The sequence below is a fragment of the Pseudomonas putida genome (genome assembly GCF_028682395.1).
GTDB lineage: Bacteria > Pseudomonadota > Gammaproteobacteria > Pseudomonadales > Pseudomonadaceae > Aquipseudomonas > Aquipseudomonas putida_AB.
Map to the genome: position 1 here is coordinate 181,470 of NZ_JANHLC010000004.1, position 21,537 is coordinate 203,006.

17 protein-coding genes and 1 riboswitch are annotated in these 21,537 nt (G+C 62.9%); of the genes, 4 read left to right on the forward strand and 13 right to left on the reverse strand.

The genetic code is table 11. From position 1 onward, the window contains the following. The first annotated feature begins 46 nt into the window (after nt 1–46). Nucleotides 47–1,828, forward strand: a complete 1,782-nt coding sequence (locus NPS46_RS12140) for a molecular chaperone (RefSeq protein ID WP_274107409.1) — start codon at nt 47–49, stop codon at nt 1,826–1,828. Nucleotides 1,829–1,877: 49 nt separating this feature from the next. Here NPS46_RS12140 and serB read toward each other — a convergent pair whose 3' ends face one another. Continuing rightward, nucleotides 1,878–3,092 (reverse strand): phosphoserine phosphatase SerB, encoded by a 1,215-nt coding sequence (gene serB / locus NPS46_RS12145; RefSeq protein ID WP_274107411.1) that lies wholly within the window; start codon nt 3,090–3,092, stop codon nt 1,878–1,880. A gap of 134 nt (nt 3,093–3,226) precedes the next feature. Between serB and NPS46_RS12150 the strand changes: the two genes are divergently transcribed. Next, nucleotides 3,227–4,765, forward strand: a complete 1,539-nt coding sequence (locus NPS46_RS12150; RefSeq protein ID WP_274107413.1) for an AhpA/YtjB family protein — start codon at nt 3,227–3,229, stop codon at nt 4,763–4,765. Nucleotides 4,766–4,844: 79 nt separating this feature from the next. Here the strand turns inward: NPS46_RS12150 and NPS46_RS12155 are convergent, their stop codons facing one another. The 9 genes from NPS46_RS12155 to NPS46_RS12195 form a co-directional block, all read right to left on the reverse strand. Continuing rightward, nucleotides 4,845–5,555 (reverse strand): PqiC family protein, encoded by a 711-nt coding sequence (locus NPS46_RS12155; protein WP_274107415.1) that lies wholly within the window; start codon nt 5,553–5,555, stop codon nt 4,845–4,847. Between the two features lie 177 nt (nt 5,556–5,732). Then, nucleotides 5,733–7,997 (reverse strand): DNA topoisomerase IV subunit A, encoded by a 2,265-nt coding sequence (gene parC / locus NPS46_RS12160; protein WP_274107417.1) that lies wholly within the window; start codon nt 7,995–7,997, stop codon nt 5,733–5,735. A 10-nt stretch (nt 7,998–8,007) separates the two neighbouring features. After that, entirely contained in the window at nt 8,008–8,529 is a 522-nt protein-coding gene (locus NPS46_RS12165) for a retropepsin-like aspartic protease family protein (RefSeq protein ID WP_274107419.1), read from the reverse strand. Continuing rightward, nucleotides 8,526–9,509: an esterase-like activity of phytase family protein gene (locus NPS46_RS12170; RefSeq protein WP_274107421.1), complete on the reverse strand. Its 984-nt coding sequence runs from the start codon at nt 9,507–9,509 to the stop codon at nt 8,526–8,528. The genes NPS46_RS12165 and NPS46_RS12170 overlap by 4 nt, the downstream gene beginning before the upstream one ends. Then, nucleotides 9,509–11,413, reverse strand: a complete 1,905-nt coding sequence (gene parE, locus NPS46_RS12175; RefSeq protein WP_274107423.1) for a DNA topoisomerase IV subunit B — start codon at nt 11,411–11,413, stop codon at nt 9,509–9,511. Before parE ends, NPS46_RS12170 begins: the two co-directional genes overlap by 1 nt. A gap of 41 nt (nt 11,414–11,454) precedes the next feature. Beyond that, nucleotides 11,455–12,063 (reverse strand): YqiA/YcfP family alpha/beta fold hydrolase, encoded by a 609-nt coding sequence (locus NPS46_RS12180; RefSeq protein WP_274108063.1) that lies wholly within the window; start codon nt 12,061–12,063, stop codon nt 11,455–11,457. Between the two features lie 114 nt (nt 12,064–12,177). Beyond that, the gene (cpdA, locus tag NPS46_RS12185) at nt 12,178–12,990 is read right to left on the reverse strand and encodes a 3',5'-cyclic-AMP phosphodiesterase (RefSeq protein ID WP_425312730.1); all 813 of its coding nucleotides are present in this window, start codon (nt 12,988–12,990) and stop codon (nt 12,178–12,180) included. 105 nt (nt 12,991–13,095) lie between these two features. Then, entirely contained in the window at nt 13,096–13,548 is a 453-nt protein-coding gene (locus NPS46_RS12190) for a DUF1249 domain-containing protein (RefSeq protein ID WP_274107427.1), read from the reverse strand. Then, nucleotides 13,539–14,156, reverse strand: coding sequence for an NUDIX domain-containing protein (locus NPS46_RS12195; RefSeq protein ID WP_274107429.1), 618 nt, complete (start codon nt 14,154–14,156; stop codon nt 13,539–13,541). The genes NPS46_RS12190 and NPS46_RS12195 overlap by 10 nt, the downstream gene beginning before the upstream one ends. Before the next feature lie 198 nt (nt 14,157–14,354). Between NPS46_RS12195 and NPS46_RS12200 the strand changes: the two genes are divergently transcribed. Next, complete coding sequence (locus NPS46_RS12200; protein ID WP_274107431.1) at nt 14,355–15,101, forward strand: RsiV family protein; 747 nt, start codon at nt 14,355–14,357, stop codon at nt 15,099–15,101. On the opposite strand, the gene cytX is transcribed toward NPS46_RS12200, so the two are convergent. Beyond that, nucleotides 15,070–16,353: a putative hydroxymethylpyrimidine transporter CytX gene (gene cytX / locus NPS46_RS12205; RefSeq protein WP_274107432.1), complete on the reverse strand. Its 1,284-nt coding sequence runs from the start codon at nt 16,351–16,353 to the stop codon at nt 15,070–15,072. The two genes, NPS46_RS12200 and cytX, sit on opposite strands and share 32 nt — an antisense overlap. Nucleotides 16,354–16,442: 89 nt before the next feature. Then, nucleotides 16,443–18,332 carry a phosphomethylpyrimidine synthase ThiC gene (thiC, locus tag NPS46_RS12210; RefSeq protein ID WP_274107434.1) on the reverse strand — a complete coding sequence of 630 codons (1,890 nt, stop codon included), beginning with the start codon at nt 18,330–18,332 and terminating at the stop codon, nt 16,443–16,445. A 152-nt stretch (nt 18,333–18,484) separates the two neighbouring features. Further along, nucleotides 18,485–18,590, reverse strand: a riboswitch (TPP riboswitch). Between the two features lie 185 nt (nt 18,591–18,775). On the opposite strand from thiC, the gene NPS46_RS12215 reads away from it, so the two are divergent. Further along, entirely contained in the window at nt 18,776–20,209 is a 1,434-nt protein-coding gene (locus NPS46_RS12215; RefSeq protein ID WP_274107436.1) for a TolC family outer membrane protein, read from the forward strand. Between the two features lie 45 nt (nt 20,210–20,254). Here the strand turns inward: NPS46_RS12215 and waaA are convergent, their stop codons facing one another. Beyond that, nucleotides 20,255–21,529 carry a lipid IV(A) 3-deoxy-D-manno-octulosonic acid transferase gene (gene waaA / locus NPS46_RS12220; RefSeq protein ID WP_274107438.1) on the reverse strand — a complete coding sequence of 425 codons (1,275 nt, stop codon included), beginning with the start codon at nt 21,527–21,529 and terminating at the stop codon, nt 20,255–20,257. Nucleotides 21,530–21,537: the final 8 nt, after the last annotated feature.

Consider the following 21,537-nt stretch of genomic DNA (forward strand, 5'->3'; position numbering starts at 1 on the left):
CCCATGGCCTGGCGATTGAGTTATGCCGAAGGAGCAAGCCCGTTACATGAGCAATCCGAGTCTGTTGCGCGCGCCAACGCCAACGCAGTTGAGCCTGAGCTTCTGCGATGCAACTCCGCGCGACCTGAAGCGCTGGATCGCCAGCCTGCCCAAGGCCAACCTCGGTGAAACTGCGCGCCAGCTCTACCAGGGCCTGGTGGAACTCAACCAACTCATTACCCCGAGTGAAAACCGCCTGCAACTCCTGGAGCTGCTGCGGCCCGAGGTGTATTACGTCTGCAAGCACCTGGAACGGCACTTCCTCAGCCAGGCGATCGTCCTGGACGAACGCCCGCGCAAGGTCGCCAACCTCTGCCAGGCCCTGCAGAACCACCTGGCCATCGGCTACAAGCAACTGGTCATTCGCAACGCCCCACGTTTTAGCAAAGAGCACGCTACGCTCCTGACCATCGCCCTGCAGCGTGCCCTGCACAGCCTCAATGGCCCGCTGATCCGCGCCAGCCAGCTCTATTGCCCCGTGCCTGAAGGGCTATGGCTGGAGCTGCACCAGCTCTACCAGATCGCCTGCCAATTCCAATTGCAAAACAGCCAGGTCGTCGACGAACTGGCCAGCCAGACCCACAGCCTGAGCATCGAGCAGACCTATATCGTCGCCCTGCTGCTGGGCTGCTCGCGCTGCAACCAGATGCGCCAGCACAATATTGCCCGGCTCGCCGAAGTGCTCGAACCCTGGAGCGCACAGGTCAAGCTGCAGAGCGCGACACTGGCGTCTAGCCTCTTCGCCATCGCGCCCAATGTCGATGCACCGCCGCGCTATACCTCGCTGTACAGCGCCGAGCAACTGCCGGATCTCGTGGGCATCAACCCCGGGGCGCTGGTCGATGCCATCAAGGAACATCTCGCACTGCCTCCCGAAGAACAGGCCCATTCGCGCCTGCAAGTACCTTCGGGGCTGAGCATCGATGTGCTTCAGCACCTCGCAGCCGCCTGGGGCGAGGCCGCCGAGCGGACCTTTCAGCGCACGCCCGGACAAGGCAGCCTGACCCTGTGTATCGGCATGAGCGCCCTGCACTTCTATATGAGCGGGCAGAAGTCCTTCAGCGACATTCTTAAATGCCCGACCCTGGACAAGCCTGCGCACTTCACCGCGCAAATGGCCAGCAGTGCCGAGCGCGATGCCTGGAACCATGCGTTCGACGCCCAGCGCCATGGCAGCGCCGACAACATGCTGCCGTACGAAGAAATCCAGTATCACCCGGTCGATGAAGGCAACGAACGGCTGTCAGACAGCAATCAGGACTTCCCGACCTATTCCCTGCAGATCATCAACCACAGTCCTGGCGGTTACTGCCTGGCCTGGCCCAAGGAGGTTCCCGGGCAACTGCAGGCTGGCGAACTGGTCGGCATCCAGGACCCGACATCCAAGGGCTGGAGCGTCGCCGTGGTTCGCTGGATACGCCAGGTCCGCAGTGGCGGCACCCAGATGGGTACCGAGCTGGTCGCCCCCCATGCCCAACCGTGCGGCCTGCGCCAGGTGCGCTCCGGCACGGACCAGGGACCGTACCTGCGCGCCCTGCTGCTGCCGCAAATCAGCGCGATTGATATCCCGGCCACGCTACTCACCCCGCGCCTGCCTTTTCAGGAAGGCAACAAGGTCATCATCAATACCAATGGGGACGAGACTCGGGCCGCCCTGATCAAACGCCTGACCAGCACCGGCAGCTTCAATCAGTTCGAGTACCGTACCCTGGAAACGCCCAAGCAGCAGCCCGAGCCAACTGCCGGCGGGCCCGAGGAAGACTTCGATTCGTTGTGGAAAGTGCTCTGAACCACTAGCAATGCCCTTCGCACCCGCCTAGGTGCGAAGGGCACGCCCATCAGATCTGCCCGTCGCGGTCGCGAAAGCCAAGCAGGTAGAGAATGCCGTCCAGCCCCAGCGTCGAAATCGCCTGCTTGGCCGACTGCTTGACCAGGGGCTTGGCACGAAAGGCCACACCCAGCCCGGCAATCCCCAGCATGGGCAGGTCATTGGCGCCATCGCCTACGGCAATCGTCTGCTCCAGCCGCAAACCTTCCTTGTTCGCCAGTTCACGCAGCAGATCCGCCTTGCGCTGGGCATCGACAATCGGCTCGATGGCCACGCCGGTCACCTTGCCATCGACCACTTCCAGTTCGTTGGCGAACACATAGTCGATACCCAGCTTGGCCTGCAATTGCTTGGCGAAGTAGGTAAAACCGCCGGAAAGAATGGCGGTCTTGTAACCCAGGCGCTTGAGTTCGGCGAACAGGGTTTCAGCGCCCTCGGTCAGGCGCAGCGAGGCACCGATCGAATCCAGCACATTCACATCCAGCCCTTTGAGCAGCGCCAGGCGCTCCTTGAAGCTCGCCCGGAAATCCAGTTCGCCGGCCATGGCCCGCTCGGTGATTTCCGCAACTCGATCACCGACCCCGGCAGCCTTGGCCAATTCGTCGATCACTTCGGCTTCGATCAGGGTCGAATCCATATCGAACACCGCCAGGCGTCGGTTGCGGCGAAACAGCGAATCTTCCTGGAAGGCGATATCGACATTGAGCTCCTGGGCCACGCTCAGAAACTCGGCCCGCAGCGCCTGCGGGTCGGCCGGCTCGCCACGTACGGAAAACTCGATGCAGCCCTTGCCCTGATCCGCTGGCGTATCCAGGGGCATGCGCCCGGAGAGACGGTCGATATGGTCGATGTTCAACGCATATTTGGCGGTGATCGAGCTGACCCGCTGCAATTGCTCGGCCGTGACCTTACGGGTCAGCAGGGTGACGATGTGGCGCGTCTTGCCCTGGCCATTGACCCAACTCTGGTAGTCCTCTTCCGAGACCGGAGTAAAACGTACCTGCTGGTCCAGCTTGTAGGCCGTAAAGAGGATGTCCTTGAGCACCGAAGAAGCCTGCTCGGTGCTCGGGATCTCGACCAGGATGCCGAACGACAGCGTGTCGTGGATCACCGCCTGGCCGATGTCGAGAATGTTCACACCACCCTGGGCCAGAACGCCGGTTATGGCCGCAGTCAGACCGGGACGGTCTTCACCAGTGATGTTAATCAGGACGATTTCGCGCAAGGCGCACCCCCGTTCGTGGAAAAAAACCGCATTCTACCCACATTCAGTGACTATCGGGCACAGCCAACGCTTTGCCGGCCTAGGGCTGCTCGCTATACTGCGCGTCAACTTAACGGACAAAAGAGCCGCGCTCAGTGAACCGGCCCACGCCAGTCAAAACCGACAACTTCTTCCTGCTGATCTTCCGGGCTTTGCGCCATCGCCGCGTACCGCTTGCCTTGCGCATTGCCAGCCATAACGTGATCCTCGTCGCCCTGGCGCTGGTGATCTACGCGTGCGTCATGGGGCTGCAGTTCAAGCAGGCCATGCACGAGCAGGCCGATGCCCTGGGTCAGAGCCTGACCACCCAGACCGCGACCTCGGCCACTGAACTGCTGGTGTCCAATGACATCCTCAGCCTCAATGTACTGCTCAACAACCTGACCAAAAACCCGCTGGTGGCCCACGCCGCCATCTACAGCGTCGACAACCGCATCCTGGCCGAAGCCGGGCAGCGCCCGAAGAACGGCCTGCTGGGTGAAGTCGAAGGCCTGTACCAAACCAAAATCACCTTCCAGGATGTCACCGCCGGGCACCTGCGCATCAGCCTGGACATGGCTCAGTTCCAGCAGCCGATGACCATCAGCCTGCAAAGCATGGGCATCCTCAGCGCCATTTTGCTGGCATTGGCCCTGGCTCTCAGCTTGCGCCTGGGGCGGCATATTTCCACGCCGCTGCTGCAACTGCGGGTCTGGCTGCGCGATATGGACGAGCACACCCCGGCCGTCCAGCGCCAGGATGAAATCGGCGATCTGGCGCGCCAGCTCCAGGCCCGCCTGGTCCCCGAGCAGCCTGAAGCCGAATCCGCGCACGATTACGACGAGCCCGACTACGTCGAAGAAGAACCCGCCCAGCCGACCTTCCAGATGCGCAACCTGCGCGACCCGGACTTCGACGAGGCGCCGGCGATGCCGCCTGCCAAGGCCGCGCCACGTCATCTGGTGAGCGCCGAGGAAGACGAGCCGGACGACGAAGACCCCTTCGCCGACCTGCGCGACGCCAGCGCCAATGCGCCAGCCACACGAACGCAACCGCACGTGCAGGAACCGTCGCAGCCACAGCACAGCGCCGTCCTCGCAGTACAACTGGGTGCCCAGGAACAGCTGCGTCGTCTGCCGCGCACGCGCCTGCTGGAACTGTTGCAACGCTATCGCGACTGCCTCGACCAGGCGGCCTCCCTGTATCAGAGCGAACTGCACACGCTGAATGACGGCAGCACGCTGATGCTCTTCCATAGCGAAGACAGCGGCGACGATTACCTGACCAATGCCATCTGCTGCGGCGAGCTGCTTCGCGCCCTCGGCCATGCGCTGCAGATCGAAGTCGCCGACAGCGGCATCACCCTGCAATTGCAACTGGGCCTGACCCTCGGCGAAGACCTGTTCGGCCTGAGCCAGATCGACCTGCTGCTGACCGAAACCGCCCAGGATGCCCTGGCGCTCTCCCAGCACAGCCGCAATCTGCTGTTGGTGGAGCGTCGGATCAGCGACGATGCCTTGATCCGCCAGCGTGCCCGCATCCGCCCAATTGCCAGCCCGGAAGGCGCCTGCTGCGTCGAGCGCCTGATGGAACCTTACCCATCGATGTTGGAGCGCCAGTTGGCCCGCATGCACGATACCCGGGCCAAAAACTGAGGCGCGGCGGCCAGGCTTGGTTCGACAGACAATAAAAAGCCCGCTCAATAGCGGGCTTTTTATTGTCTGTCACCGCTGATCAGAAGCGAAACACTTCCATATCGGTACGGATCGGCGCAGCCATCGGGATCTTGGGTTTCTGCGGCGCAGCCTGGCGGGCAGGCGCCGGGGCGTTTTTGCGTGGAGCATCCTCGACCAGCGGCGGCTGGTTGGCCAGGGGCTTGAGGGCCACGCTCAACTGCTCGGCCAGGCGCTGCAATAGCTCGCCCTGGGCCTGAACCTGATCCGCCGAGCTACCGGAGTGCTGCTGTTCCAGGTGTACGATGCGGTTATCACGGACCTTGCCACGCCGGTCCAGCAAGCGCCACTGAGCATCGAGAATCGCCGGCTGCGATACCCCGGAATCCAGGCGGGTAATGGTCAACAGGACCTGTACGTCCTCGGCAAAACCTGCCGGGGCCGGTGACAGCACCACTCGCTGGCTGTCCAGGCGCCAGGCCAGCTGGCGCACCAGCAGTTGGTTGATATCGGAAGACAGGCTACCGGCCCAACGGCCGTCGGTCGCGGCAGTCAGGCTGCCATCATCCTGGCGTTGCAGCAGTGTTTCGCGTTGCAGGTAGTCCGCCAGGGAAATCGGCCCGAGCACCACCGCCATGCCGGCGCTTTGGGTCGGCTGGCCAGGTTTGCCGCTGTCCAGTTGGTACAGGGACACCGGCTGGTGAACGCTACACCCTGCCAACCCGAGTACACCGGTCAGCAGAGCAATAAAAGGAAGGCGCAGAGCAATCATCATCCCATCCAGGTGGCGGCCATCAGGCAAGCCACAGTGTGATACGCAAAAAAATCAGTCGAGCACCCAGCCACGCCGGTCTCGAAAGCGCCTATATCATCCGTGAATCTGCGCCATGACTCCAGCGCCGCAGCGTCGATCTACGCTTGAAAGCGCAGATCGAGCGCTCTGCAACGGCTAATCGAGATTCTCTACCAACAGCGCATCGACCCGCTGGAAACCTCGCGGCAGCTTGTTGCCACGCCGCCCTCGCTCGCCCTTGTAGTGCTCCAGATCGTCGGCCTTGAGCGACAAGGTACGCTTGCCCGCCTGCAACACCAGGGTCGCATTGTTCGGGATCACCGCAATATCGGTCACATACTCCTCGCGACTGGCGACCCGCTCGCCGGGAATACCGATGATCTTGTTGCCCTTGCCCTTGCCCAACTGCGGCAGGTCGCTGATTTTGAAGATCAGCAGGCGCCCTTCGGTGGTCACTGCTGCCAGCCAGTTCTCCTCACGATTGCTGACTGGTCTGGGCAACATCACCTTCGAACCATTGGGCAGGCTCAATAGCGCCTTGCCGGCCTTGTTCTTGGCCTGCAAGTCCTCGCCCTTGACCACGAAACCATAGCCGGCATCGGAAGCGATGACATACAACGCATCGTCCTCGGGCAGCAATACGCACTCGAAGGTCGCGCCCGGGGGCGGCGTGAGGCGGCCGGTCAACGGCTCGCCCTGGCCACGGGCCGATGGCAACGTATGCGCCGCCACCGAATAACTGCGCCCGGTGGAATCGATAAACACCGCAAATTGATTGGAGCGCCCGGCCGCAGCGGTCTTGAAGCCATCGCCGGCCTTGTAGGACAAACCAGTGGCATCAATTTCATGGCCCTTGGCCGAACGAACCCAGCCTTTCTCCGACAAGACGACCGTGATCTTCTCGTTGGGCAGCAGCTCGGTTTCCGTCAGGGCCTTGGCTTCCGCACGCTCGACAATCGGCGAACGGCGGTTATCGCCATAGGTTTCGGCATCGCTGATGAGTTCGCTGCGCACCAGTTTCTTGAGCTTGGCCTCACTGCCGAGCAGCGCCTGGAGCTTGGCTTGTTCCTTGAGCAAGGCATCCTGCTCGTCGCGCAGCTTCATCTCTTCGAGCCGCGCCAACTGGCGAAGGCGCGTATCGAGGATGTAGTCGGCCTGGATTTCGCTCAGTTCGAAACGAGCGATCAGTTCCGCCTTCGGATGCTCGGCGGTGCGGATGATATGAATCACTTCATCCAGGTTGAGGTAGGCGATCAGCAAGCCGTCCAACAGGTGCAGGCGACGCTCGACCTTGTCCAGGCGGAACTGCAGGCGCCGACGCACGGTACGCACGCGGAATTCCAGCCACTCGACCAGCAGCGCACGCAGGTTCTTCAACTGCGGCTTGCCGTCCAGCCCGATGATATTGATGTTGACCCGGTAGCTGGACTCCAGATCAGTGCTGGCAAACAGATGCTGCATCAGCACTTCGTGGTCGATCCGGTTGCTGGTCGGAATAATCACGATCCGGCAGGGGTTCTCATGGTCGGACTCGTCACGCAGATCCGCCACCTGCGGCAACTTCGACGGCTTGGCCTGCATCAGCGCCGCGATCTGCTCCAGCACCTTAGCCCCGGAGACCTGGTGCGGCAGGGCCGTGACGATAATATCGCCATCCTCGATATGGTAAACGGCGCGCATGCGCACCGAACCACGACCGGTTTCGTAGATTTTCAGCAGGTCGGCGCGCGGCGTGATGATTTCCGCCTCAGTCGGGTAGTCCGGGCCCTGAATATGCTCGCACAGCTCGGCCACCGTGGCCTTGGGCTCATCGAGCAGGCGCACGCAGGCACTGGCGACTTCACGCAGGTTATGCGGTGGCACGTCCGTGGCCATGCCCACCGCAATGCCGGTGGTGCCATTGAGCAGGATGTTGGGCAGGCGCGCCGGCAACACCAGCGGTTCGTCCAAGGTGCCATCGAAGTTCGGGCCCCAGTCTGCCGTGCCTTGCCCCAGCTCGCTGAGCAACACTTCGGAGTAACGCGACAGGCGCGCCTCGGTGTAACGCATGGCGGCGAAAGATTTGGGGTCATCCGGCGCACCCCAGTTGCCCTGGCCGTCCACCAGGGTGTAGCGGTAGCTGAACGGCTGAGCCATCAACACCATGGCTTCATAGCAGGCCGAATCGCCGTGGGGGTGGAACTTACCGAGCACGTCACCGACCGTACGGGCGGATTTCTTGTGCTTGGAGTCAGCGTCCAGCCCCAGCTCGCTCATGGCGTAGACGATACGCCGCTGTACCGGTTTCAGGCCGTCGCCGATATGCGGCAAAGCACGGTCCATGATCACGTACATGGAGTAGTTGAGGTAGGCCTGTTCGGTGAAGTCAGCCAGTGACCGGCGTTCTACGCCATCCAGGCTGAGATCAAGGGAGTCGCTCATGCGGGCCTCATCAGTTCGTAGTCTGGCGCAGCAGCATAGTGCCGCCGCGCTGAGTGAATTCAAGTTTTTTCAAGGCGCTCATGCCCAGCAGCACCTGCTCGCCGTCCAGTCCCGGCGCCACCAGCGCCCGGACGTCACGCAGTTCGATGGCGCCCAGCCTTACGCTGTCGAGCCGGGTTCGATACCCCTCGCTGCGACCATTGGCGGTACTGACCGTCACCGGTACGCCCCGCGCCAGGCCAAGGCGCTCGGCCACTGCGCTGGGAATGGCCACATCGGTCGCCCCGGTATCGAGCATAAACTGCACGGCCTGGCCATTGATTTGCCCCGTGGCGACAAAATGTCCCAGGGCATTACCCTGCAGCTGCACTTCTATAAAGCCATCGCCCTGCTGGGAACTGACGACCGCATTGGGGTTTTCCTGGCGCTGTTCCCAGGCGCCGAAAAACCGCGTCGCCAGAAACAATCCGGCGCCCCAGGCCAGCACCAGCAGCACACGGCCGGCACGTTTTCCCGGCGGTTGCGTGCTCATGGCTTGGCTCCCCAGCCACCGGCCGGCGCGGCAAAACGCCAGACGATTGGCCGACGCTCGCCATCATTGCGCGCACCGTCGTTGTTATCCACACCGACCCACGCCCCCTGGGCGTCGATGACCAATGCTTCGGCCAGCCCAAACGCCTGTGGATAACGCCGTGCATCGGTCAGCGCCTCGGCAGCAAACGACCAGCAGTGCTCGACGGCGGCAGTCGCCGCATCGCGCCGGCAAATGCGATAGGCATTGCGTTCCAGGGTAAACAGCTTGCCGTTGAACAGCGCCAGGTCGGAAAAGTCCCGAGAGACTTCCCGCGCCTGCGGAAACTGCGCCGGCTGCATTTCAGTGCCCGCTTCGCTGAGCAGGACACAGGCACCGTTGCAGTTCCACAAGGTCTGCTGGCGCTGGATCAGCATCAGGCCACGACGCTCACGCTCCGCGGCCAGCCAGATCCGATCACCCTGGGGGCTGACCGCCAGGCCTTCGAACAGCGCGTTGAAATGCAGCAACATGCCGCTGCCCCGCGCCTGGCGTACCAGGTTCGGGGAGATCTTCAACCAGTTCGCCGGGCCCTCTTTCGGCACGAACAGCACAGCGGCGTGGGCTTCGCTGACCAGATAACGATTACCGGCGGTATCGCAACTGATGCCTTCGAAATCCAGCTCACCGCCGCGCAGAAAACTGCTGGCCCAGGTCCGCGAGCGCAGGCCCCAGGGCAAACCGCTATCAGGCACCGGCGGCACCTGGAGAGCGACCCCTTCGGCCTGCCAGACAGCCGCCGCCTGATCCAGCCGATACAGCAGGTCGTCGTCGCGATCGGAAACCGCCCACAACGCGCCGCCACATTGCGCCAGGCCCGACAGATTGCCGCCACGCATGCCCTCGACAGGGTGCTCGGCCAGCAACTTCAGCTCCGTCCACGGCTCGGCCGCGGCGGGTAGCGCGGCCATCAGCAAACATGCCCCCCAGGCACGCTGCATCAGGCCAGCACCTGCGCCAGGTCGCCCTTGGATTCCAGCCAGGATTTGCGATCGCCGGCGCGTTTCTTCGCCAGCAGCATGTCCATCATTTCCGATGCCACGGCATAGTCGTCCAGGGTCAGTTGCACCAGGCGCCGGGTATTGGGGTCCATGGTCGTTTCGCGCAACTGCGGCGGATTCATCTCGCCCAGCCCCTTGAATCGGGTGACCTGCGGCTTGCCACGCTTTTTCTCGGCGACCAGCCGGTCAAGAATGCCATCACGCTCGGCTTCATCCAGGGCATAGAAGATTTCCTTGCCCAGGTCGATGCGATACAGCGGCGGCATGGCGACATACACGTGGCCGGCGTCCACCAGTGGACGGAAATGCTGGACGAACAAGGCGCACAGCAGGGTCGCGATATGCAGGCCATCGGAGTCGGCGTCGGCGAGGATGCAGATCTTGCCGTAGCGCAGTTGGCTGATATCTTCGGCGCCCGGGTCGACCCCAATGGCCACGGCGATGTTGTGCACCTCCTGGCTGGCCAGGACTTCGCTGCCATCGACTTCCCAAGTATTGAGGATCTTGCCGCGCAGCGGCAGGATCGCCTGGAACTCCTTGTCCCGTGCCTGCTTGGCCGAACCACCGGCGGAATCACCCTCGACTAGGAACAGTTCGGCGCGCATCGGGTCCTGGCCCGCGCAATCCGCCAGCTTGCCGGGCAACGCCGGCCCCTGGGTGATGCGCTTGCGCTCGACCTTCTTGCTCGCCTTGAGGCGCCGCCCGGCGTTACTGATCGCCAACTCGGCCAGTTGCATGCCCAGTTCGGGGTTGGCATTGAGCCAGAGGCTGAAAGCATCCTTGACCACGCCGGAGACAAAGGCCGAGGCCTCGCGCGAGGACAATCGCTCCTTGGTCTGGCCGGAGAACTGCGGCTCCTGCATCTTCATCGACAGGACAAAAGCAATCCGCTCCCAGACGTCTTCCGGCGCCAGCTTGACCCCACGCGGCAGCAGGCTACGGAACTCGCAGAACTCGCGCATGGCGTCGAGCAGGCCCTGACGCAGGCCGTTGACGTGCGTACCGCCCTGCGCCGTCGGGATCAGGTTGACGTAGCTTTCCTGGACACTGTCGCCGCCCTCGGGCAGCCACAGCAGGGCCCAGTCCACGGCTTCCTTGTTACCTGCCAGGCTACCGCAGAACGGCTCGTCCGGCAGACGCTCGAAGCCGCTGACCGCATCGACCAGGTAGGAGCGCAGGCCGTCCTCGTAGTGCCACTCGACCTTCTCGCCGGTGGCCTTGTCCTCGAAACTGACCAGCAGCCCCGGGCACAGTACGGCCTTGGCCTTGAGGACGTGCTTGAGGCGGCTGATGGAGAACTTGGGGGAATCGAAGTACTTCGGATCCGGCGCGAAATACACGCTGGTACCGGTATTGCGCTTGCCAACGCTGCCGACCACTTCCAGTTCGGTGGCCTTGTAGCCGTCGGCGAAGGTCATCTGGTACTCATTGCCATCACGCTTGACCTTGACCCGGACCTGGGTCGACAGCGCGTTGACCACCGAGATGCCCACGCCGTGCAGGCCGCCGGAGAACTGGTAGTTCTTGTTGGAGAACTTACCGCCCGCGTGGAGCTTGGTCAGGATCAGTTCGACCCCCGAAACGCCTTCTTCCGGGTGGATATCCACTGGCATACCACGACCATCGTCGCTGACTTCCAGGGAATGGTCGGCATGCAGGATGACCTGCACCGATTTGGCATGGCCGGCCAGGGCTTCGTCGACGCTGTTGTCGATGACTTCCTGGGCCAGGTGGTTCGGCCGACTGGTGTCGGTGTACATGCCGGGGCGTTTGCGCACCGGGTCGAGGCCCGAGAGGACTTCGATGGCGTCTGCGTTATAAGAGCTAGCGCTGGGAGTGGCCATGGGGTCTCGTCGTTAGTCGTCAGTGAAAAGGGTTGCCGCGATCAAAGCGCGGAAAAATCGATGGCCTGGTACAGGTCCGCACCCACGCCGGCAAAACTCAGCAGGGCCGGCAAGTGCTCGGCGAACCCCTGAAAGCCATGATCGCCGCCAGCCTCGATACGCAGGGCACAGGCCCGGTAGTACTGGGCAGCGACACGGTAGTCCAGGGTTTCATCGGCGGTCTGCAGCCAGACCTGAAACCGCTGCGGATCCTGCGGGGGCGGCACTTCCAGCTCGGCCAGGGCCGTGACATGGTCGTGGGTCAGCGCCCATTGTTCGCCGCTGTACAGGTTTTGCTGCGGGCCAAGATAGCCGTCGAACAGGCGATGCGGGCCGACCGCCGGGTTGATCAACAAGGCTTTCAGGCCATGGCGCTCGGCCAGGTGAGTCGCATAGTAGCCGCCGAGCGAGCTGCCGACCAGCAGTGGACGCCCCAGCTCGGCGATCGCGGCTTCCAGTTGGGCCATGGCCTCACGCGGGTGGTGATGCAGGGCCGGTACCCGCAGTTGCCCGGCCAGGCCCAAGGCGTCCATCAGCGCGATCAGTTGGGTGGCTTTCTTCGACAGGGGTGAGCTGTTGAAGCCATGGATATACAGGATCGAGCCGGGCATGCGTTCGCTCTCCATAAGCACCGCCCCCCAGGGGCGCAGGCAAAGAGGCGCAGTTTAGCCTGAGTCGCGCACGCTGGCGCAGTCATGGGTGTTTCCTGCCATTAAAGCGCGCGATCAGTAGCCGGTGCTGCCGTAATCGACTTCAAAGTGGAAGTCGGCAACCCGGGAAACCCCGGTTTCCAGACGTCCATCGTCAAACAGGCGCAGCCAGCGATAGCCGGGGGCCTGCTCGCCCACCTTGAAATCGTCGCTACCGGGCTCGAATTGCACGCAGGTGGAGGGTGATGCCAGCAACCGCACACCGTTACGCGACTGGTCGAAGGCCTGGTGCACGTGGCCCCAGAGTATGGCCCGGGCCTGGGGGAAGCGCTCGATCACGGCAAACAGCGCGTCGGGATTGCGCAAACCGATGGGTTCCATCCAGGTGCAGCCGATAGGCACCGGATGATGGTGAAAGCAGATCAAGTGATGACGCTCAGGGGCTTCGCTCAAGGCCTGCACCAGCAATTGCAATTGCTCGTCGGCCAGATAGCCGGGCACCGAGCCGGGTACGGCAGAGTCCAGCAGGGTAATGCGCCAGGCACCGAGGTCGACCACCGGCTCAAGCAAATCACTGTGCTGGGCCGCTGCGGCCATCTCGCGGGCTTCGTCATGGTTGCCGGGGAGCCAGCGGGCCGGCGCCGCGATCTGCTCGCTGATCTGACGAAACTGCTGGTAGGACGCTTGCGTGCCGTCTTGGGACAGGTCGCCCGTGGCGATCAACAGGTCGACCGACGTCTGTTCGGCCAGGACCCTTTCGACCACCCGCTGCAGGCTGTCACGGGTATTCATGCCCAACAGGGTGCCGTGCGCCTCGGCGAACAGATGGCTATCGGACAACTGCACCAGCAGCACCGAATCGGCGGTAGGTATGGATGCACTCGACAAGACAGTCTCCCAGGGGCGGATCACGGGGCAGGCCGGGCAATTATGGTCGGGGAATCGCAAAAGCGTAACCCCGCCAAAGCAGACACTGTGTTCACACAATCGCGATCAGCGGACGGCTTCGAACTCATGCCCGCAGGCCAGGCAATGGCTCAGCCATTCGCCCAGGAACACATTGAGCTGGGCCTTCTCGTCAGGCTGGTGCATGGCGGCATTCGGATACGGGTAGATACTGCGAAAACGCCGGGCATGCTCGGCGCAGATCACTTCGGCCATCCGTGCATCATGGTAGACCTGCACCTGCAACTGCGGCACCGGCAGCCAAGGCAGGCTGTGCTCCTGGCGGACCAGCAAGGTGGTGGTGTACGGACAATCCACCAGCACCTCAATGGCCAGCACCCCGAGCATCTGGTCGCCCTGGGTCACGGCGATACGCCGGGCGCTACGCTGCTCACGCATCTGCGGCAACAACCGCATCAGGCGCGCGTAGTTGGCCTCGCAGGCGGCCTGCAGGCCAGCCAGGTCAACCCGATAGCGATCGCGCAGCAGGTTTACGCCCATAGCCCCCTCACTTCAGCGCGGTTCAGTGCCAGCCACTGGATGGCAATAATCGTTGCCGCATTGGCAATACGTCCGTCACGCACGGCCTGCAAGGCATCCTCGAAGGCCCAGACTGACACGCGAATATCCTCGCCTTCCGCTTCCAGCCCGTGCAGGCCACCCACACCCGTCGTCTGGCAGCGCCCCAGGAACAGATGAACAAATTCGTCACTGCCTCCCGGCGATGGAAAATACCGGGTAATCGGCCACAGGGCAGCGAGTTTCAGGCCAGCTTCCTCCTGTGCCTCGCGATGAGCAACTGCTTGCGGCTCTTCGTCCCTGTCGATCAGACCGGCGACCATCTCGATCAGCCAGGGCGTGGCGGCCTTGCCCAGGGCGCCAACGCGAAACTGCTCCAGCAACACCACTTCATCATGCACCGCGTCATAGGGCAGGACACAGACTGCATCGTGGCGCACAAACAGCTCGCGGCTGATTTCCCGGCCCATGCCGCCCGCGAACAGCTCGTGGCGCAAATGCACTCGATCCAGGCGGTAGAAGCCCTGGAAGCAGTTTTCACGCCGAACGATGTCGACAACGGTCGGAAGGGCGTGGGGGCGGTCGGTCATATCAATCCTCGTACGGGCAGCACTGCAAGTTCGCGCCATCCTAACGTGCCGTTGGCCTATGATGCAGCCCATTTACCGCTGCCGGGATAGACGGCGGGGCCTGAAAACCACTCTAATCAGCTTAGTGGCGAACCGACTGCGCTGCCGACAGTCGAAGCTCGACCCCCTGGCTTTTCTTTCGGTCAATGAAGGACGCACATGTCGCTTTTCAAACTCACCGCCGTGGCCTGCCTGGCCTTGACGCTCGGCGCTTGCCAGAGCCTGTTCCAACCCAACCTGCGGGTCCCGCTGCAAACCACCCGCGATGCCTCCGAGCAGATCAAGCCGGGGTGCAGCGCCCCCGACTGCCCACTGGTCAATCTCGATGTGGTGCACTTCCCCGACGCGCCAAAGCTGGATGCAATCGTCGAAAAACGCCTGCTGCAAATGACCCGCTTCACCCCCGAAGATCCCCTGCCCGCCTCGCTGGCGGCCTATCGCGAGCACTTTCTGCAAACCGCCGAGCGCCGTAACAGCAGCTACCTGCAAGCCAAGGTACGCGAGCAGCATGACGGCCTGGTGATCGTCGAACTATCCAGTTACCTGGACACCGGCGGTGCCCACGGCATGCCCGGACGCGGCTTTATCAACTACTCACGTAAAGACGACAAAGTCCTGGAGCTGCAGGACATGCTTGTGCCCGGCCAGGAAGAAGCGTTCTGGAAGGCCGCCCAGGTCGCGCACAATAGCTGGCTGATCAGCACCAAGCTCGACCAGGAACCGGACTACGTGAAGAACTGGCCCTTCCAGAAAACGCCCCACGTCGCCCTGACCTACGGCGGGGTGATCCTCAAGTACGACGTGTACACCATTGCGCCTTACGCCCTGGGTCACGTCGAACTGAAAATCCCTTATCCACGCCTGAACGGCATCATCAGGCCCGAACTGTTTCCCGGCCGTAGCTGAAGGCCCGACCCAGCAGCAGTTGCAACAGGCCTGCCAGCGCCAACGCTGGCAGGGTGGCCCCCACTTCAGGGTAGAAGTTGGCCAGCAGATGGTAGGTACTGACGCCTCCCAACCAGGCCAACAGCGCCGGCCAGCGCAAGGCACCGGGCTCGGCCGGAGCCCTGCGCCGACGCAGGATAAAGTGGTCCACCAGCACCACACCGAACAGCGGCGCGAACACCGAGCCGATCAGCAGCAAGAAATTCTGATACTGGGCCAACGGCGCAAAGCAGGCGATCAGCGTGCAGATCACCCCAATGGCCAAGGCCAGGTGCTCGACCTTCAAGCCTGACAGCAGGCTGGTGGAAACTGCCGCCGAATGAATATCGGCAAAAGCATTCTCCGATTCGTCGAGCAGGATCAACAGCAGCGGAATCCCCAGGCCCGCCCCCGCCAACGCCAACAACAGAGCGTTGACATCACCGCTCGGCGCAAACGCCAGCGTATAGGCCACCCCCAGGCTCATCAGCCAGAAATTGCCGATAAAGAAGCCCAGGGCCGTGCCGCCGAACACCGCGCGGGCGCGCTTGCCGAACCGCGAATAGTCGGCAATCAGCGGCAACCAGGACAACGGCATGGCAATAGCGATATCAAAGCCCACCGCCAGCGGCATCGAACCATCGCCGGCCTGGGCCCAGAGCGCCGCCAGATCGGCGCGGGCAAACAGGTTCCAGGTCAGCCAGAGACAGGCCCCCAGTAGCAACCAGATGCCCCATTTGCGCAGGATCCGCCGTACAAACGTCAGCGGGCCGCTCACCGCCAGCAAGGTTGCCAGCGCACCGAAGGCCAGCGTCCAGAGCAAGGGGTTGGCAAATGGCCCGCCCTCGCCAAACGCACGCGCACCCAGCAGGCTGGCCGCATCGCGCATCACAATAATCTCGAATGAACCCCAGCCAATCAGTTGCAGCAGATTGAGCACCGCCGGCAGGCTCGCGCCATGTCGACCGAGGCTGAGTTTCAAGGCCGCCATGGCCGACAGGCCGGTATCACTACCGATCACCCCCACTGCGGCCAGCAGCAATACACCCACCGCCGTGCCAAGGAAGATCGCCAGCAATGAACCGACCAGCCCCAGGCCTGGCGCGAGCAAGGCGCCGGTCTGCAGGACCATCAGGCCGATGCCGAGGGAAAACCACAGGGAAAACAGATCACGCGCACCAAAAACCCGCTTGTCGGCGGGTACAGCGAGATCGGGGGAGTAGGTGCTGTTCAAGGATGAAGTCTCGGAAGGAAATGGACTGGCGAGCGAGCATTGGCGCGGGCAAGCCCCCTTAAAAAGAGGACTCGCCCGCACGCCGTCGATCAGATCTTTTTGTACAGCTGGCTGCCTTCCTGGCGGAACCGCTCGGACTGCTCGCGCATCCCTTCGGCCACTTCGACATCAACGGCGGCGATGCGCTGGTTGGCGGCGTACTCGCGGACTTCCTGGGTGATCTTCATCGAGCAGAATTTCGGCCCGCACATGGAGCAGAAATGCGCGACCTTGGCCGAATCCTTGGGCAGTGTCTCATCGTGGTAGGAACGGGCAGTGTCCGGGTCCAGGCCCAGGTTGAACTGGTCTTCCCAACGGAATTCGAAGCGTGCCTTGCTCAAGGCGTTGTCGCGGATCTGCGCGCCCGGATGCCCCTTGGCCAGGTCGGCCGCGTGGGCGGCGATCTTGTAGGTGATGATGCCGGTCTTCACATCATCCTTGTTCGGCAAACCCAGGTGTTCCTTGGGTGTGACGTAGCAGAGCATGGCGCAACCGAACCAGCCGATCATGGCCGCACCGATCCCGGAGGTGATGTGGTCATAGCCCGGGGCGATATCGGTGGTCAGCGGGCCCAGGGTGTAGAACGGCGCCTCGTCGCAGCACTCCAGCTGCTTGTCCATGTTCTCCTTGATCAACTGCATTGGCACATGGCCGGGGCCTTCGATCATGCATTGCACGTCATGCTTCCAGGCGATCTTGGTCAGCTCGCCCAGGGTTTCCAGCTCACCGAACTGCGCTTCGTCGTTGGCATCGGCAATCGAGCCGGGACGCAGGCCATCACCCAGCGAGAAGCTGACGTCATAGGCCTTCATGATTTCGCAGATGTCTTCGAAGTGGGTGTAGAGGAAGTTTTCCTGGTGATGCGCCAGGCACCACTTGGCCATGATCGAGCCGCCCCGGCTGACGATCCCGGTGACCCGCTTGGCGGTCATCGGCACATAGCGCAGCAGGACTCCGGCGTGGATGGTGAAGTAATCCACGCCCTGTTCGGCCTGCTCAATCAGGGTGTCGCGGAACAGCTCCCAGGTCAGGTCCTCGGCCACGCCGCCGACTTTTTCCAGGGCCTGGTAGATCGGTACGGTACCGATAGGCACCGGCGAGTTACGGATGATCCACTCGCGGGTTTCATGGATATGCTTGCCGGTGGACAGGTCCATCACCGTGTCCGAGCCCCAGCGAATGCCCCAGGTCAACTTGGCCACTTCTTCTTCGATGGACGAACCCAGGGCGCTGTTGCCGATATTGCCGTTGATCTTCACCAGGAAGTTGCGGCCGATAATCATCGGCTCCAGCTCGACGTGGTTGATGTTGGCCGGAATGATCGCGCGGCCGCGGGCGATTTCTTCGCGCACGAACTCGGCGGTGATTTCCTTGGGGATGCTGGCGCCAAAGCTGTGGCCCGGATGCTGCTGCTTGAGCAGGCCGGCGGCCCGGGCTTCCTGCAGCTTGAGGTTCTCGCGGATGGCCACGTACTCCATCTCGGCGGTGATGATGCCCTGGCGGGCATAGTGCATCTGGCTGACGTTGGCCCCGGCCTTGGCCCGGCGAGGGTTGTTGACGTGGGCGAAACGCAGCTTGGTCAGTTCTGCGTCAGCCAGGCGTTGCTGGCCGAAATTGGAGCTCAGGCCGGCCAGGCGCTCGGTGTCGCCGCGGTCGTTGATCCAGGCGGAGCGCACATCGCCCAGGCCCTTGCGCACATCGATGGTGACGGCAGGGTCGGTGTATGGACCGGAGGTGTCATAGACCAGCACCGGCGCGTTGATTTCGCCACCAAAGTCGGTCGGCGTGACGTCCAGGCTGATTTCGCGCATGGGCACGCGGATATCCGGGCGCGAACCCTGGACATAGATTTTTTGCGAGCGGGTAAAGGGCTGAACCGATCGTTCGTCGACCTTGGCCGATTCACTCAGGTGCGGGGCATTTTTTAATGTTGTACTCATCACGGGCTCTCCAAGCAGCATCCAGGCAGTGGATTGTCGGAGGGAGAACCTGAAAGGCACGGACGCACCAAGGCTGGTGCTGTGCTCTGTACTCGCGAAGGCTGTTCGATTGTCGAACAACATCCCGGACGGAGCACAAGAGGACTCGCCGGGTGACGAGAAATCTTGTTCCCTACGCAGGCGCTAACCTGATCAGGTTCAACGGGATCCGGAATTATCCGATCTCAGCCTCAAATCAAGGCACCCCGACAAGAACTGCGCCAGTCTAGTGAAGACGCGTGGAGAATGCCATCACCCTCGACTTTGTCTGGATAAATGGCCGATCTGCAGATTGTGACGACCCGGCGTGACAACTACACTCGCTACGACTTGACGCTAGCGATACCGATTAGTAGCCTCGGGCCTTTAATTATCATCGTAATATTTACTCTAGGGACTGCCTAATGCTGCGCAAACTCTCACTGGCCCTCGCCGTGTCTTGTGCGACCAATGGATTGGCCTGGGCAGCAGAAGCGCCCTTATCGACCAAGACCGACCTGGTCAGCGTTTATCAGGAGGCCGTCGACAACAATGCTGACATCGCCGCCGCCCGCGCCGACTACGCGGCCCGCAAGGAAGTGGTCCCCCAGGCCCGCGCCGGGCTGCTGCCCAACCTGTCGGCGGGTGCCGACCTGAACAACACCCGCACGTCCATCGACCAGCCGTCGTTGACCACCAACCGCAGCGGCACGGTGTACCAGGCGACCCTCGCCCAGCCGATTTTCCGCGCAGATCGCTGGTTCCAACTGCAGGCCGCCGAAGCCGTCAACGAGCAGGCGGCGCTGGAGCTTTCGGCCACCGAACAGAACCTGATCCTGCAAAGCGCCGAAAGCTATTTTGCGGTGCTGCGCGCCCAGGACACCCTGGCCTCGACCAAGGCCGAGGAAGCCGCCTTCAAGCGCCAGCTGGACCAGTCCAACGAACGCTTCGACGTGGGCCTGTCGGACAAGACCGACGTCCTGCAATCCCAGGCCAGCTACGACACCGCCCGGGCCAACCGGATCGTTGCCCAGCGCCGGGTCGACGATGCCTTCGAAGCCCTGATCACGCTGACCAACCGCCAGTACAACGCGATCCAGGGCATCGTTCATACCCTGCCGGTCCTGGCGCCGACGCCGAATGACGCCAAGGCCTGGGTCGATACCGCCGCCCAGCAGAACCTCAACCTGCTGGCCAGCAACTACGCGGTCAGTGCCGCCGAGGAAACCCTCAAGCAGCGCAAATCCGGCCACGCCCCGACCCTGGATGCCATAGCGCAATACAAGAAGGGGGACAACGATGCATTCGGCCTGACCAACCCCAGCACCCTGCCCCAGCCCTACGCCGGCGACGTGGAGCAGCGCACGATTGGCCTGCAGTTGAATATCCCATTGTTCAGCGGCGGCCTGACCAGCTCCCAGGTCCGTGAGTCGTACTCGCGCCTGAGCCAGACCGAACAGCGTCGCGAGGCACTGCGCCGCCAGGTGGTGGAAAACACCCGCAACCTGCATCGCGCGGTCAACACCGATGTCGAGCAGGTGCAGGCGCGCAAGCAATCGATCATTTCCAACCAGAGCGCACTGGAAGCGACGGAAATCGGCTATCAGGTCGGTACGCGCAATATCGTCGACGTGCTCGATGCCCAGCGCCAGCTGTACACCTCGGTGCGTGACTACAACAACACGCGCTACGACTACATCCTCGACAACCTGCGCCTCAAGCAGGCGGCCGGAACCCTGAACCCGGGTGACTTGAACGATCTGGCGCGCTACCTGAAGGCCGACTACAACCCGGACAAGGACTTCCTGCCACCGGACCTGGCCAAGGCCGCGCAGAACCAGCTCAAGACCCGGCCGTAGTCTCTGCTCCCGGCTCGCGTCGACCGCTACCGGTATGGCGCGGGCTTAGCTCAATAAGCGAGCCAGGCCATCGAGCAGGCGCTGCAAGGCGCCCTGGTTGGCCTGCATCACCTTCAGGCCGGCTTCGGCCATCTTCTGCGCATCACGCGGCAGTTCGAACAGGCGCTGTACCGCCAGGGCCAGGCCTTCGGCATCCTCCACCTCCTGCAACGCTCCCGCCTCGCGCATCAACGCAGCGATTTCAAGGAAGTTGAACAGGTGCGGCCCACTCAAGACCGGCTTGGCCAGGGCCGCCGGCTCCAGCAGATTGTGCCCACCATTGGGCACCAGGCTGCCGCCGACAAAAGCGCTGTCGGCCAGGGCATAGAGAAACAGCAACTCACCCATGGTGTCACCCAGTAGCACCGAAGCCTCGGCAGTCACAGCCGCGCCACTGGAGCGGCGCACCGTGGCAAACCCCTGCTGGGTACAGAGTTCGAAGACTGCGTTGAACCGCTCGGGATGGCGCGGCACCAGGATCAGCAAGGCACTCGGATAACAGGCCAGCAACTGACGATGGGCGGCCAGCACCACCGCGTCCTCGCCTTCATGGGTACTGGCGGCGATCCAGACCGGTCGCTCGCCGGCATGCCACTGCTCACGCAGTTCAGCCGCCCGCTGTAGCAATTGGGGATCGATGGTCAGGTCGAACTTGATCGAGCCCGTCACCTGGACCGTCTCCGGGCGCGCGCCCAACTGGCGGAACCGCTCGGCTTCGGCTTCGGTCTGCACCGCGAACAAGCTCATTTCCTGAAGCATCGGCCGGGTCAGGCGGGCAAAGCGCGCATAACCACGAGCCGAACGCTGCGACAACCGCGCATTGGCCAGGGCCACCGGAATCGCGCGCCGGGCACATTGGTGGATATGGTTGGGCCACAGTTCGGTTTCCATGATCACCGCCAGCTTGGGCTGTACATGGTCGAGAAAGCGCGCCGCCGCCCAGGGCAGGTCATAAGGCAGGTAGCAATGCTGGACCCGCGGTTCGTCGGCGAACAACGCCCTGATCCGCTCCGAGCCGGTCGGGGTCATGCAGGTCACGGTGATCGGCCATTGTGGATAACGCACCAGCAGGGCGCGAATCATCGGCGCTGCGGCAATGCTTTCGCCGACCGACACCGCGTGCACCCAGATCCCGCCGGGTTGCAACACCGGCAGGCCGAACGCAAAGCGCTCGCCGATCCGCTGGCCATAGGCCGGGGCCTTGCGCGCACGCAGCCACAAACGCAATGCCACCAACGGCAGCCCGAGATGAAACAGCAAGGTGTAGAGGGTTCTATTCATGGCGCCGG

Bases quoted from the DNA above. Each gene is read 5' to 3' on its own strand.
- NPS46_RS12140 (WP_274107409.1), top strand. From the start codon at position 47: ATGAGCAATCCGAGTCTGTTGCGCGCGCCAACGCCAACGCAGTTGAGC.
- NPS46_RS12155 (WP_274107415.1), bottom strand. From the start codon at position 5,555: ATGATTGCTCTGCGCCTTCCTTTTATTGCTCTGCTGACCGGTGTACTC.
- parC (WP_274107417.1), bottom strand. From the start codon at position 7,997: ATGAGCGACTCCCTTGATCTCAGCCTGGATGGCGTAGAACGCCGGTCA.
- NPS46_RS12165 (WP_274107419.1), bottom strand. From the start codon at position 8,529: ATGAGCACGCAACCGCCGGGAAAACGTGCCGGCCGTGTGCTGCTGGTG.
- NPS46_RS12170 (WP_274107421.1), bottom strand. From the start codon at position 9,509: ATGCAGCGTGCCTGGGGGGCATGTTTGCTGATGGCCGCGCTACCCGCC.
- parE (WP_274107423.1), bottom strand. From the start codon at position 11,413: ATGGCCACTCCCAGCGCTAGCTCTTATAACGCAGACGCCATCGAAGTC.
- NPS46_RS12180 (WP_274108063.1), bottom strand. From the start codon at position 12,063: ATGCCCGGCTCGATCCTGTATATCCATGGCTTCAACAGCTCACCCCTG.
- NPS46_RS12190 (WP_274107427.1), bottom strand. From the start codon at position 13,548: ATGGGCGTAAACCTGCTGCGCGATCGCTATCGGGTTGACCTGGCTGGC.
- NPS46_RS12195 (WP_274107429.1), bottom strand. From the start codon at position 14,156: ATGACCGACCGCCCCCACGCCCTTCCGACCGTTGTCGACATCGTTCGG.
- NPS46_RS12200 (WP_274107431.1), top strand. From the start codon at position 14,355: ATGTCGCTTTTCAAACTCACCGCCGTGGCCTGCCTGGCCTTGACGCTC.
- thiC (WP_274107434.1), bottom strand. From the start codon at position 18,332: ATGAGTACAACATTAAAAAATGCCCCGCACCTGAGTGAATCGGCCAAG.
- NPS46_RS12215 (WP_274107436.1), top strand. From the start codon at position 18,776: ATGCTGCGCAAACTCTCACTGGCCCTCGCCGTGTCTTGTGCGACCAAT.
- waaA (WP_274107438.1), bottom strand. From the start codon at position 21,529: ATGAATAGAACCCTCTACACCTTGCTGTTTCATCTCGGGCTGCCGTTG.